We start from the raw sequence: 13,590 nt of genomic DNA, 5'->3' as shown, positions 1-13,590 counted from the left end.
TTTCAGGTTATCATTGACAGTTAACGGCTTTCCCTAGGCTAATATGAATCAGTTTATTTATGGTCTCCCCAAAGCGGAACTACATCTTCACATCGAAGGTACTTTAGAACCACAGATGATGTTTGACCTGGCTCAACGAAATCATCTATCTTTACCTTTTGAGTCAGTGGCAGATGTGCAAAATTCCTATCATTTATCGAATTTGCAATCCTTTCTGGATTTATATTATCAGGGGGCTCAGGTCCTCTGCACTGACCAGGATTTTTATGATTTGACTTGGGCTTATTTACAAAAATGCTATCAGCAGAATGTCCGCCACACGGAAATATTTTTTGACCCCCAAACTCATGGCGATCGCGGTATTGATTTCCCGGTGGTATACCATGGCATACAGTCAGCCCTACAAGATGCCAAAACCTATCTAAATATCTCCTCACACTTAATTCTTTGTTTTCTGCGAGATTTAAGCGCAGAAGCCGCTATGAATACCCTTGAACAAGCCTTACCATACCAAGATGGCATTATTGCTGTCGGTTTGGATTCGGCGGAATTGCACAATCCACCTAGTAAATTTCAACAGGTATTTGAACGAGCCAAATCCGAGGGATTTTTAACTGTCGCCCATGGAGGAGAAGAAGCAGGCGCTGATTATATTTGGTCAGCAATTAATTTATTGCAGGTATCCCGGATTGATCACGGTGTGCGCTGTACAGAAGACCCGGCATTGGTTACTTATTTGGCACAACAACAAATCCCTTTAACTGTCTGTCCATTGTCTAATGTTAAGTTGGGGGTTTTTCCTGATATCAACTCCCATAATGTTAAACAATTGCTAGAGTTGGGTTTGTGTGTAACTATTAATTCGGACGACCCCGCTTATTTTGGCGGCTATATTAATGAAAATTATCTCGCTGTTCAAGAGGCTTTGAATTTTACCAATTCTCAACTGATACAGTTAGCCAAAAATTCTTTTATGGCTTCCTTTCTGAGTCAGGCTGAAAAAGATAAGTATTTAGCCGAAATCGAAAATCATGAATATAATGGTAGGGGCGGGTTCCCCAGTTAATTATCAATTCCCCAGGACTGTTTTTAATAACCCGCCCCAGCCATATTAGCAATTGTAGGGGAGGAGCGGGTTCCCCAGTTAATTATCAATTCCCCAGGACTGTTTTTAATAACCCGCCCCAGCTACTTTCGGGGTTATGTTAAGTTTTGTAACAAAAAGTTAAGAAATGTTGCGAAAATTTTTTTTGGTCTGGGGGGGTAGCTTTTTGGGGGAGTTCGTGCTATCATTTTAGATAATGGGAATATTGGCTAAATTTTTATTTAAGCAAATTTTCCATTATTTAAGAATATGTCAATATGATATCATTAGTTCCGGGTGCTTGTCAAGCTGTTGGCGCTAATTTGTCGGAACAATTTTTTAAAAATTGAATAAAAAATCAACAAGTGGCGAATAAAATACGATCGCATTGATAAATATGGATAATTAATGGTAGGGGCGGGTTCCCCAGTTAATTATCAATTCCCCAGGACTGTTTTCAAAAACCCGCCCCAGCCACATTAGGAATTGTAGGGGCGGGTTCCCCAGTTAATTATCAATTCCCCAGGACTGTTTTCAAAAACCCGCCCCAGCCACATTAGGAATTGTAGGGGCGGGTTCCCCAGTTAATTATCAATTCCCCAGGACTGTTTTTAAAAACCCGCCCCAGCTATATGGGGAATAAAATACGATCGCATTGATAAATATGGATAATTAATGGTAGGGGCGGGTTCCCCAGTTAATTATCAATTCCCCAGGACTGTTTTCAAAAACCCGCCCCAGCTATATTAGGAATTGTAGGGGCGGGTTCCCCAGTTAATTATCAATTCCCCAGGACTGTTTTCAAAAACCCGCCCCAGCCACATTAGGAATTGTAGGGGCGGGTTCCCCAGTTAATTATCAATTCCCCAGGACTGTTTTTAAAAACCCGCCCCAGCTATATGGGGAATAAAATGCGATCGCATTGATAAATATGGATAATTAATGGTAGGGGCGGGTTCCCCAGTTAATTATCAATTCCCCAGGACTGTTTTCAAAAACCCGCCCCAGCCACATTAGGAATTGTAGGGGCGGGTTCCCCAGTTAATTATCAATTCCCCAGGACTGTTTTCAAAAACCCGCCCCAGCCACATTAGGAATTGTAGGGGCGGGTTCCCCAGTTAATTATCAATTCCCCAGGACTGTTTTTAAAAACCCGCCCCAGCTATATATATGGGGAATAAAATGCGATCGCATTGATAAATATGGATAATTAATGGTAGGGGCGGGTTCCCCAGTTAATTATCAATTCCCCAGGACTGTTTTCAAAAACCCGCCCCAGCCACATTAGGAATTGTAGGGGCGGGTTCCCCAGTTAATTATCAATTCCCCAGGACTGTTTTCAAAAACCCGCCCCAGCCACATTAGGAATTGTAGGGGCGGGTTCCCCAGTTAATTATCAATTCCCCAGGACTGTTTTTAAAAACCCGCCCCAGCTATATGGGGAATAAAATGCGATCGCATTGATAAATATGGATAAATATAGGTTCTGAAGAGAGGGAAAACGGGGGTAAGTGAATGTTAAAATGGCGATTTTTGGGTAGTTTGAAGCGTAGTAGGTGGGTGAAAGTTGTAGCAGTGATGTTGCTGCTAGTGGTAGTAATTAGAAGCATTCCTTATTTCATGCCAATTCGGGCGCAAGATATCCGTCAAAATTCGGTATCGATGGAATTTAGCGATCGCCAAGGTTTAGCATTAGGAACAATTCTCAGCCAAGACCAAAGTCATACGGCTGTAGTCCCTTTAACCGAAATTTCCCCGTATTTTATCCAAGCTATTATTGCAGCAGAAGATAAGCGATATTATCAACATGGTGCTGTAGATATAATAGCGCTAGTGAGGGCGGTCATGGAAGCCATACAAGCCAGAGAGATAGTTAGTGGCGCGTCCACTATTACCATGCAACTAGCGCGAATGTTAGAACCCTCACCCCATACACTCCCGCACAAAGTCAGTGAAATTTGGTTATCTTGGCGACTATTTGCGGGAATGAACCGAGACGAAATTCTAGCAGCTTATATTAACCGTATTCCTATGGGTGGTAACTTGTATGGTGTGGAAGCGGCGGCGCGGACTTATTTTGGTATAGGTGCTTCTGACCTAAGTTTATCGCAAGCCAGTGTATTAGCCGGACTTCCCAACGACCCAACGGATCTAAATCCTTATTTTAATTGGGAGGGGCTGAAACAGCGGCAAAAATATGTTTTAGATCGCATGGTAGAAGATGGGTATATCACCCCAGAAAAAAGCGATCGCGCCTATCGAGAAACCCTGAAAATTGCCCCTCGTGAACAGGGTATTATCGCCGCGCCTCATTTTTTATTTTGGGTAGCTAGTCAACTGTCCAATGCAGAAATTACCAGCCCCAAAATTCGGACAACTTTAGACAGGACTCTCCAGCAATTTGTAGAAACCCAAGTCCGTCATGTAGTCACTTCTTTAGGGGGTCAAAATGTTAATCATGGGGCGGCTATAGTAATTAATAATCACACGGGGGAAGTTTTAGCATATGTAGGTTCTCCTGATTATTTTAATTGGGAAAATTTAGGCTCAAATGATGGAGTTCAAGCCTGGCGACAGCCGGGTTCAACCCTGAAGCCATTTTTATATCAATTAGCGATCGCCCAAGGAATTATCCGACCGAATACCATACTCCCAGACGTTCCCACCTATTATGCTATTCCGGGTGCTAAACTGTATACACCCGTTGATTATAGCGAAACCTTTTTAGGACCAGTGCGGGTCAGAATTGCCTTAGGTAATTCCTTAAATATTCCGGCTGTGCGAGTTTTAGAAAAAGTCGGTGTAGGTGAGTTTTTATCACGGTTGCATCAATTAGGTTTTAGCCACCTTGACCGAGAAGCAGAACATTATGGACTCGGGTTAAGTTTGGGTAGTGGGGAGGTGAGTCTTTGGGAATTAGCCCAGGCTTATTTAACTTTTGCGAACCGGGGAAAGTTCACGCCATTGGTGACTACAATTTCCCCAGAAATTCCCCCCCCATGTCAACAGGAATGTATGCAAATGGATACAGCCACCAGTTGGGAATTAATTGTAAATATGCTGGCGGACTCCCATGCTAGGGCTTCAGCTTTTGGGGTTAATTCAGTGTTGAATTTACCGTTTTCGGTAGCAGTAAAAACGGGAACTTCTTCGGATTATCGAGATACTTGGACGGTGGGATTTACTACTGATTACACCGTCGCAAATTGGGTGGGAAATTTCGACTCTCAGCCCATGCAAAATATTTCCGGTGTCATGGGGGCTGCGCCGTTATGGAATCAGATTATGATGTATCTTCATAAAGACAAAAAACCGGATAATTTTACGCCGCCAGAGGGATTAGTTGAATTGCCGATTTGTAGTCATACAGGATGGAAACCCACCGATGATTGTGGGTCAGGAATTGTGTTAGAATATTTCTATCCAGAGGATATCAAGAATTATGATAACCCGTCTGTGGCTGGGGAGTTACCCGCAGAATATAATGAGTGGCTCTCGCAACAGGAAGCGCCTCATTTAAGTTCGGGAAAACTCAGAATTGTATTGCCTCAAAATAATGATTATTTCCTAGTGACTTCGGGTCATGATTCCCCCCTAGAGTTGAAAGTGGCGGGAGTTGAAAATCAACAAATCCAATGGTTTATCAATGATAAGAAGATAGCCACAACTACGAGCAAGTCAATATTTTGGCAGCCCGAAATCGGAGATTTTACCCTGAAAGTAGCCACCAGTGAAAATATGAGCGATCGCATTAATTTTCAAGTTCGCGAAGCCGAAATAAAACCGTATCGGCGGGGTTTTTCCATAGGTGAAGATTGACCGGGGCTGCCGAACCGACCCCAAGCAGAAGCCACCAGGGGCAATGTAAAGTTTAATTACAAGTTTTGTGAAAATATTGAGAAATGTTCCAAAACCTCATCTTAGCCTTAGCCTAGAATTTTAGAAGTCATGAGATTAACTGAGATGGAAAAGTTAAAGAAATACCGGCTCAACTGTACCCTGACCTATGGCGATATTTACGGTCAAATCATGATTTGGCTGATCGTCATTTTCATCGCCCTAGCCTCCTCCCTAGCCTTGTGGAGTAGTTCTCAGCAAATTTTCGCCCTGACCATGCTAGGACTGATTGTAGTGCTATCGCTGCCCTTTCTGCTGTTTGCTTTCGTTACCACGTTGTTAAATCATATCGAATTTATACCCACAGACATCAAGTCAGAAACAGGAACAGATCAGGAAATTAAGGCATCTGAACAGCCAGCGCAAGCGACCAGTTAGGACACCATAGCAGTCAGTCAACCCTAAAGACTTCCTTGCCTTTTGGCAGGGAGGTTTTTTTTTGTTTAACTATGGAGTATGTGCAAATATCGAACAAACTAGAGAACTATGCTAGAACATGATGTAATTATTGTTGGTGGTGGTTTAGCCGGAAGTCGCGCCGCCGTTGAGATAGCCCGGACTGACCCCAGCCTAAATATTGCTGTTATAGCTAAAACGCACCCCATTAGGTCCCACTCCGTAGCAGCCCAAGGAGGTATCGCGGCGACTCTCAATAATGTTGACCCTGAAGATACCTGGGAAGCCCACGCCTTTGATACGGTGAAAGGGTCCGACTACCTAGCAGACCAAGACGCTGTGGAAATTCTGGCGAAAGAGGCCCCAGATGTAATTATTGACCTGGAACACATGGGGGTTTTGTTTTCGCGCCTCCCGGACGGTCGTATCGCCCAACGGGCTTTTGGTGGTCATACCCACCGCCGCACTTGCTACGCGGCTGATAAAACTGGACACGCTATCCTTCACGAGTTAGTTAATAACCTGCGTCGCTACGGTGTGCATATCTATGATGAGTGGTATGTAATGCGCCTGATTCTGGAAGAGGGGGAAGCGAAAGGGGTGGTGATGTATCATATCCTTGATGGTACTATCCAAGTGGCTAGGGCTAAGGCGGTGATGTTCGCTACGGGTGGCTATGGTCGGGCTTTTAACACTACTTCTAATGATTTTGCCTCTACGGGGGATGGCTTGGCTATGTCGGCTTTGGCGGGGATACCGTTACAGGATATGGAGTTTGTCCAGTTTCACCCGACAGGCCTTTATCCGGTGGGTGTGTTGATTTCTGAGGCGGTACGCGGTGAAGGGGCTTATTTGATTAATAGTGAGGGCGATCGCTTTATGAAAAATTACGCCCCCGGTAAAATGGAGTTAGCCCCCCGTGATATTACTTCTAGGGCAATTACTTTAGAAATTCGTGCCGGACGGGGTATTCATCGTGATGGCACTGCGGGGGGCCCGTTTGTGTATCTGGATTTGCGACACATGGGGCGGGAAAAAATTATGAGCCGCATTCCTTTCTGTTGGGAAGAAGCCCATCGTTTGGTGGGGGTTGATGCGGTGGTTGAACCTATGCCTGTGCGTCCTACGGTTCACTATTCTATGGGGGGTATTCCCACTAATACTGATGGTCGGGTTCTCGCTAGTGCTGATAGTTTGGTAGATGGGTTATTTGCTGCAGGTGAGGCGGCTTGTGTGTCTGTCCATGGGGCTAACCGTTTGGGTAGTAATTCTCTGTTGGAGTGTGTGGTTTATGGCAAGCGCACGGGGGCGGCGATCGCACAATTTGTACAAAACCGTAAATTGCCCACTGTCAACGAAGCGCACTATATTAAAGAAGCTAAAAATCAGGTACAGGAATTACTCGATAAGTCGGGGGACTGTCGCATTGGTCAACTACGGCAAGAATTTCAGGACGCTATGACTTTGCATTGTGGAGTTTTTCGCACTGAAGATGTGATGCAGGAGGGCTTAAATCAGCTTCAGCTATGCCGCGAACGTTACCAAAATATCTATTTGGATGACCGGGGGAAATTGTGGAATACAGAAGTTATTGAAGCCTTGGAATTACGGAATATTATGATTGTGGGTGAGATGATTTTGACTTCTGCCCTCAACCGCCAGGAGAGTCGAGGGGCTCACAGTCGCGAGGATTATACTACCCGCGATGACCAGAATTTCCTCAAGCATACTCTTGCTTACTATTCCCAGGCTGGCATTGATTTGGCTTATCGTCCTGTGGCTATTACTATGTTTGAACCACAGGAACGCAAGTATTAAATCACTCAAATTCTCGTCTCCCCTGTTAGAAAAGGGTTGACAGGGGAGAGCATTTTATGCTACTATCGAGGTGTCAAGTTTCATAATAGAGATATTTGCATCCCAAAAAAAATTATAAACACTACCATTATATAATAATATATCTGAGACTGATTAAAAGTCAAGACATCCGCCGAAAAAAATTGATAATGAAAGTCCATGTTTGGGAAATCTCGATTGGTAACATATTGACATTGGGGATGGGATAGTGGACAGTGAGTTGTTGGTGATGATTGTGGGTCAAAAGTTCTCGGTTTAAGAATTTGCTGAATATGTCTGAAGAAACCCCAAAAGTATTTTCGCTGAGTGATGGCAATTCCCAAATCCGGTTTAAACGGGAAGGGGAGAATGTGCTGCTGATTTTACCACCAGAAGAAGGCGATCGCTCTGAGAACTCTACCAGCAACAGTTGGGGGGATTTGTTGCAACAACTGAAACATCGGATCACCGGGGAGGAACATAGCTGGGAAGAGGGGCTAGAAGTGCATCTAGTCAGCGAAAATCGGCTGTTAGACAGTCGTCAATTGCAGGACATTAGAGATATCCTGACGGGAGCGAAATTAGAGCTAAAGCGGGTAAGAACAAGTAGGGCGCAAACAGCGGTGGCGGCGGCGACGGCGGGATATTCAGTTGATCGCGAATCGGATCGGAGCCATTTAAGCCAAAAGGAAACGGAAACGGAAAGGACTACAGTAGAGGCGGAACCCCTATACTTAAAAATGACTTTGCGATCGGGGGTAGAAATACGTCATCCGGGGACGGTGGTAGTTGTGGGAGATGTGAACCCAGGTAGTTCGATAGTTGCGAATGGGGATATAATGATATGGGGCCGTTTGCGGGGAACCGTCCATGCTGGGGCTAAGGGGAACCTACAAAGCATGATTATGGCATTGCAAATGGAACCGATGCTGATCCGCATAGGGGATCGGGTGGCGCGTGGTCCAGAAAACCCGCCGGAGGAATTTTACCCGGAAGTAGCTTATATGACGGCGAAAGGCATCCGTATTAGCCGGGCTACGGAATTGGGGCGAGTGAAACTCTGGCAAATCAGTCAAGCCTCTAGTGATGCGGGCGTGTAATACTATTGCTGTTGGATATGGTGATCGAATCTGCTATTATCCGATCGCATTTGTTGCCCATGTAGCGATCGTTAATATTACTAACTGTTAACTAATTAATAACCCCCATGAGTCGCATTATAGTTGTCACCTCTGGAAAGGGAGGAGTCGGAAAAACTACCTCTACAGCCAATCTTGGCATGGCTCTCGCCCAACGAGGACACTCAGTTGTGGTGATTGATGCTGACTTTGGTTTGAGAAATTTAGACTTGCTGCTGGGACTGGAAAACCGGATTGTATATACAGCGGTGGAAGTCCTATCAGGGGAGTGTCGTCTGGAACAGGCTTTGGTGAAAGACAAGCGCCAACCTAAGTTGGTATTGTTACCAGCGGCTCAAAATCGGATGAAGGATGCCGTCACACCGGAACAAATGAAGGAGTTAATCAGCCAACTGACTCCGAAATACGAGTATATTTTGATTGACTGTCCGGCGGGTATTGAACAAGGTTTCCAAAATGCGATCGCCGCCGCCAGTGAGGCTATTGTGGTAACAACACCGGAAATATCAGCGGTGCGAGATGGCGATCGCGTGATTGGCTTATTGGAGGCGAATGGTATCAAGCGGATACGGCTGCTAGTGAACCGGATTAAACCGGGGATGGTAAAAGCTAATGATATGATGTCGGTTCAAGATGTCGAGGAAATTCTAGCGATTCCGCTGGTGGGTGTAGTTCCTGATGATGAACAGGTAATTGTTTCGACTAACAAGGGTGAACCGTTGGTATTAACGGAAACTATTTCTCCGGCGGTGACAGCCTTTAATAATATTGCCCGTCGTCTGGAGGGGGAAAAAGTGCCGTTTATGGAGTTAGACCCAGCGCCTCCTGGTTTTTTTGCGCGACTGCGTAGGCTGTTGTCGTCTAAGATTATGTAGTAACCCTTTGAATAACTCATCGCCGGGGCGGTAGGGGTCTGGGGGCTTTCTCAAGAGGTTACTAGGGACGTGCGGAGTATTGGATCATCGAGGTATTTATCGCCCAGGTGTAGGTTTTGATCCACTGTTCGATAATGTAGCAACAGCAATGAAAATTAATGAATTTATCGACAAATTTGTGAACCGCAACAGGCCGAACAGTCGTGATGCGGTCAAACAACGGTTAAAATTAGTTCTCGCCCACGATCGCGCTGATTTATCTCCCGAAGTTGTAGAAGCTATGCGGCGGGAGATTTTGGAGGTGGTATCTAGGTATGTGGAAATTGATACAGATGACTCAGAATTTGGGTTAGAAAGCGACCAAAGATCGACTATTTTGATAGCCAACCTTCCGATCAGGCGAGTGAGGAAAACGGTCGCGCCGGACTCCTAGACTAGCACTGCCAGGGGAACTGTTTTATGATTTGGTATGAAAGGGCAGTATTTGGGGGCAGAAAGTGCGACGATCGCCTGTAGGCTGTCCGAGAAAGTATAGATTCCCATTTTGCCATGGGAAATAGTTAAATGTTGCCATCAGTATTCACAACTTGCATTCCCAGAGGCGAAATCCAAAAAGGGGAACTAACCGAAGACATTTTCGCCGCCAAAATCCGCCCAGTGGTGGAGGGAAAAGCCCCCCTAGTGTACCAGGATGCGGAAGTATTTTTTGCGAACACCTTTCCCACCGAGGGGATACGGACTTTAATTCGGGAAGTTTTCGGGAGGCTGACGGGGGCTAATGTTGGTTCTCCGATTATCCGCCTGGAGACCAGCTTTGGGGGTGGTAAAACCCATGACCAGATTGCCCTGTGGCATATTTGTAGCCGAGGGAGGCCGATTCAGGGTTTAGAGCGATTCGGGGACTTGAACCTGATTCCTGAGAAGGGGGTGCAGGTGGCGGCCATTGACGGGCGCGACCTTGACCCAGAAAACGGCATATTTCATCAAGATACTGGAATAACGACCTATACCCTGTGGGGGGAGATTGCTTATCAAATCGGGGGTATTGGGGGCTACCAACTGCTGCAGGGGTCTGACGAGAAGCAAATCAGCCCAGGAACGTCGGTTTTAGAGCGATTGGTGGGTGAGGAGCCCACAGTGATTATGATTGACGAGATCGCGCGGCATTTGCAGGCGGCGAAGGCGAAAAAGGTGGGGAATAGTGACCTAGCCGAGCAGGTGGTAGCGTTCTTGTTTTCGTTGATGGACTTAGCGGCGGCTTGCGATCGCCTGATTTTCGTGTACTCGCTGGCTTCAGCCTCAGACACCTTCGGAAAACAAACCCAGGAGTTAACGGAACTGATACGGGCTTCGGCGCGACAGGAGCGGGTGATGAGTCCTTCGACGGATGTGGATATCTACAATATCGTCAAGCAGAGGCTGTTCGAGAGTGTGCAGGAAGAGGCGGGAAAAAAGGCGGCGACGGAATATCTGAAGGCTTACCGGGCTGCTAGTGTTGACCTACCCCAGGGCTGCACAGAGGCGAGGTATGGGGAAGCGATCGCTTCTTGCTACCCCTTCCACCCGGAACTGTTCAAACTGCTGACCCAAAAAATCGCTTCTATCCCGGATTTCCAGCGAACCAGGGGGGCGTTGCGGCTGTTTGGTAGTGTAGTCCGCCACCTGTGGCAGGAAGCGGACGCAGCCCCGGAAGATAGCCCCATTTGGATACCTCTAATCCATAGCCACCATATCCCCCTAGGGCTGGATAAGAAGGTACAAGACGAGCTGACCTCGCGCCTACAGCGTCCTCTGATGCGGATTCCTATTCAGGCAGACATCTACAGCCAGGACGGACGGGCTGCCTATGCTCAGGTACAGGATGAACAGTGGCAGGTGGCAGGAAAGCCGCCGTTTTCGACCTGGGTAGCACGGACGATTTTTTTGCACTCCCTCACCCAGGGGATTTCTTCAGGGATTAGGCGATCGGAGCTGAACCTGTCGCTGTTGACTCCTGGCTTAGAAATCGGCTTTGTGGAGCAGGTTTTGGAGGAGTTGGGAAGGGTGGCGTGGTATCTCGACATTGATCCGATCACATCGATCGCCCGGTTCAAGGAAGAACCATCTATCAATAAGATTATCACAGAAGAGAAGCAACAGGTGGGGCTTTCGGAAGCTAAGGAAGAGCTGCGATCGCGACGGGATAGCATTTTTGCGGGGAATAAGTTTAAACTGATATCAGCGCCGGACTGTGCGGCGGACGTGGACGATACACCGGAGACGATCGCCCTGTGCGTGATCGATTTTGGGGATTTTGTGATCACCTCCCCCCAAGACCCGCCGCCGTCGCTGGTGGAAACGATTTTCAACAATACAGGGGTATCCGGGAAGTTCCGCACCTTCCGTAATCGGCTGTTGTTTCTGGTGGCGAACCGGGATGAACTGGAGCGGGCGATCGAGGTGGTGAAGGAGTATAAGGCAATTAAGGCGATCAGGGAAACTCCCCACCGTCTCGATGACATTTCCGAGAGCCAGCGCCAGCAACTGAAACAGAAAGAAGGGGAAACTGACCTGGCTGTGCGGGTTGCCCTGACTAACACCTACCGCCACCTGTTCTACCCAGCTAAGGATGAGGTGAAGGCTCCGAAAGGCTTGATGCACTATACCCTCTCTCCCCAGGATTCTAGCACGGTGAAGGGCAAAAACAACCAGCAGGATTTGATTTTAAAGGCACTGCGAGATTGCCAAAAAGTCCGGGCGGAAGCGGAGGAGGATGCTAAACCCTTCGCCCCGGCTTATATTCTGCAAAAGGTTTGGCCGGCTGGAGTGGAACACTGGACTACTAAAAGCCTGTGGGAGGAGTTCTCGAAAAATCTGGGGCTGAATTTGCCTATAGAGGCGGAAAAGCTGAAACTCCGGGAGACTATCGGCGCGGGGTTGCTGGGGGGTTGCTGGGATATGGCGATCGCCCAGAAAGTCTACATCAAAGTACCTGACGCGCCGCTGAGGGGACCAGATACTATTGAATTGAGCGATCGCCAGGTGCTTTACCGTCGGGGTATTTTGGAAGCGCCCCAACCCAAGGAAATCGAACTTAATGCCCAACTGATGCCTTCGACGGAGGTGGTGAAGCCCGTGCGGGTGCGCTGGAGGGCTAGGGAGGCGGTGAAAGTTCAGTTATTTGAAAACGGCACCCCTGTTTTAAAAGAGTTTTTCCCCTCGGACGAGTATGAGGCGGAGGTGGCGGAAACGACGACTTTTAGGCTGGTGGCGGACTACGGGGACGGGGAAACTGCCACTCAGGAGACAGTGGTTTACTTAACTACCCCTGGGGGTACTGCGACCGGGGCGGCGGAAGGGGCGACATTGTTTGATGCGAAACCCTCCAGCAGTGAGTTTTCGGGGACGGTGAACCGGGTATTTGAGGAATTGGGCGATCGCTGTTGGGATCTGAAGGTGCGCCGGATATCCCAGATCACCCTATCGGTAGACCAAATTATCGACTATCGGAAATTAGCCACAGCTATCTCTCTGTTGAGTCGCTTCGGGCCGCAAATTGAGCAAAGCGTCACCCTCCAGACCGGACAACAGTTTCTCCGCCTGGAATATCAGGGCGACCTGCGGGGGTTCCAGGGTTTTCTGACTACCCTCAACGGGTTGATGAGTCAGCCAGAGGTGGCGGGAGACGTGCATTTGAGCCTCAAATTTGCGTTTCCAACAGCCATAGGATTTGAGGGCCTAGCCACCGGGAAACTGCCCCTAGATCTAGGCCAAATCAAATCCCAACTAGAGCGGAACCCGGTGGGACGATTGCATTTGAGCGCCGATTTCCAATATGATTAAACCTCCAGAGTTTTTGTGGTTTTTAACCTCAGCCCAAAATGCAAGAATTTCAACTGCGAGTTGTCCCCATTGATAACAATAATTTCGGCTTGGAAATCTACCAGTGCGCCTACAAAAAAGCCGGGGAAAAAAAGCGCCCCCCGGCGAAGCGTTTGGGTCGCCTGAAGGGGAATGTCCTAATTTTGGCGCGTCCGAGTATTTACCAACTGTTGAAGCAGAACAACTACGATCCGAAAACCCTCAACCACCACCGCAAAAAACCCTATATTTTAGATGAGAAAAGCGGGGTGACTTTGGCAATTTTATTTCAGGCATTGCAACCTTTGCGGAAAAGTGATAAAATCGTCAATATTGCGGCTGGAATTAAAGAGATGAGCAATGAGGAAGCACACTACTGGTTTGCCAAAGTCAACAGCAGCAAAAACCCGGCGGCTTTGAAGGCTTTGCGGATTTTGTTGGGAGAATAGTTGACTGAATCTGTTTTAGGATGTTAGGATTGTGGGGCGATTTTCTCTAGGGCTGCCGCCGATTAACTTTCGCG

General features: G+C 47.4%; 9 protein-coding genes. All 9 read left to right on the top strand.

Going from position 1 to position 13,590, the window contains the following annotated elements:
- The first annotated feature begins 43 nt into the window (after positions 1-43).
- The 9 genes from N39L_RS15765 (at position 44) to N39L_RS15725 (ending at position 13,516) form a co-directional block, all read left to right on the top strand.
- Positions 44-1,066, top strand: a complete 1,023-nt coding sequence (locus N39L_RS15765) for an adenosine deaminase (protein WP_006616348.1) — start codon at positions 44-46, stop codon at positions 1,064-1,066.
- Between the two features lie 1,533 nt (positions 1,067-2,599).
- Positions 2,600-4,903, top strand: coding sequence for a penicillin-binding protein 1C (gene pbpC / locus N39L_RS15760; protein WP_014275696.1), 2,304 nt, complete (start codon positions 2,600-2,602; stop codon positions 4,901-4,903).
- A 144-nt stretch (positions 4,904-5,047) separates the two neighbouring features.
- Positions 5,048-5,359: a hypothetical protein gene (locus N39L_RS15755; RefSeq protein ID WP_014275695.1), complete on the top strand. Its 312-nt coding sequence runs from the start codon at positions 5,048-5,050 to the stop codon at positions 5,357-5,359.
- A gap of 108 nt (positions 5,360-5,467) precedes the next feature.
- A complete protein-coding gene (locus tag N39L_RS15750; RefSeq protein WP_006617993.1) occupies positions 5,468-7,195 on the top strand; it encodes a succinate dehydrogenase/fumarate reductase flavoprotein subunit in 1,728 nt (575 codons plus the stop codon).
- A 311-nt stretch (positions 7,196-7,506) separates the two neighbouring features.
- On the top strand, positions 7,507-8,313 hold the full coding sequence (gene minC, locus N39L_RS15745; RefSeq protein WP_006617994.1) for a septum site-determining protein MinC: 807 nt from the start codon (positions 7,507-7,509) through the stop codon (positions 8,311-8,313).
- A 107-nt stretch (positions 8,314-8,420) separates the two neighbouring features.
- On the top strand, positions 8,421-9,227 hold the full coding sequence (gene minD, locus N39L_RS15740) for a septum site-determining protein MinD (protein WP_006617995.1): 807 nt from the start codon (positions 8,421-8,423) through the stop codon (positions 9,225-9,227).
- Positions 9,228-9,375: 148 nt separating this feature from the next.
- Positions 9,376-9,660, top strand: a complete 285-nt coding sequence (minE, locus tag N39L_RS15735) for a cell division topological specificity factor MinE (RefSeq protein WP_014275693.1) — start codon at positions 9,376-9,378, stop codon at positions 9,658-9,660.
- 131 nt (positions 9,661-9,791) lie between these two features.
- Positions 9,792-13,049, top strand: a complete 3,258-nt coding sequence (locus N39L_RS15730; RefSeq protein ID WP_014275692.1) for an ATP-binding protein — start codon at positions 9,792-9,794, stop codon at positions 13,047-13,049.
- 38 nt (positions 13,050-13,087) lie between these two features.
- Positions 13,088-13,516, top strand: a complete 429-nt coding sequence (locus N39L_RS15725) for a DUF7680 family protein (RefSeq protein ID WP_006617998.1) — start codon at positions 13,088-13,090, stop codon at positions 13,514-13,516.
- Positions 13,517-13,590 lie beyond the last annotated feature (74 nt).

Origin of the sequence: Limnospira platensis NIES-39, assembly GCF_026000695.1 — a bacterium.
Classification (GTDB): Bacteria; Cyanobacteriota; Cyanobacteriia; order Cyanobacteriales; family Microcoleaceae; genus Limnospira; species Limnospira platensis.
Note: the sequence above shows the minus strand (reverse complement) of the source record. Positions and strands in the feature narration are given on the sequence as shown.

Excerpts from the sequence above, each read along its gene's own strand:
- N39L_RS15765 (WP_006616348.1), top strand. The coding sequence starts at position 44 with ATGAATCAGTTTATTTATGGTCTCCCCAAAGCGGAACTACATCTTCAC.
- pbpC (WP_014275696.1), top strand. The coding sequence starts at position 2,600 with ATGTTAAAATGGCGATTTTTGGGTAGTTTGAAGCGTAGTAGGTGGGTG.
- N39L_RS15755 (WP_014275695.1), top strand. The coding sequence starts at position 5,048 with ATGGAAAAGTTAAAGAAATACCGGCTCAACTGTACCCTGACCTATGGC.
- N39L_RS15750 (WP_006617993.1), top strand. The coding sequence starts at position 5,468 with ATGCTAGAACATGATGTAATTATTGTTGGTGGTGGTTTAGCCGGAAGT.
- minC (WP_006617994.1), top strand. The coding sequence starts at position 7,507 with ATGTCTGAAGAAACCCCAAAAGTATTTTCGCTGAGTGATGGCAATTCC.
- minD (WP_006617995.1), top strand. The coding sequence starts at position 8,421 with ATGAGTCGCATTATAGTTGTCACCTCTGGAAAGGGAGGAGTCGGAAAA.
- minE (WP_014275693.1), top strand. The coding sequence starts at position 9,376 with ATGAAAATTAATGAATTTATCGACAAATTTGTGAACCGCAACAGGCCG.
- N39L_RS15730 (WP_014275692.1), top strand. The coding sequence starts at position 9,792 with ATGTTGCCATCAGTATTCACAACTTGCATTCCCAGAGGCGAAATCCAA.
- N39L_RS15725 (WP_006617998.1), top strand. The coding sequence starts at position 13,088 with ATGCAAGAATTTCAACTGCGAGTTGTCCCCATTGATAACAATAATTTC.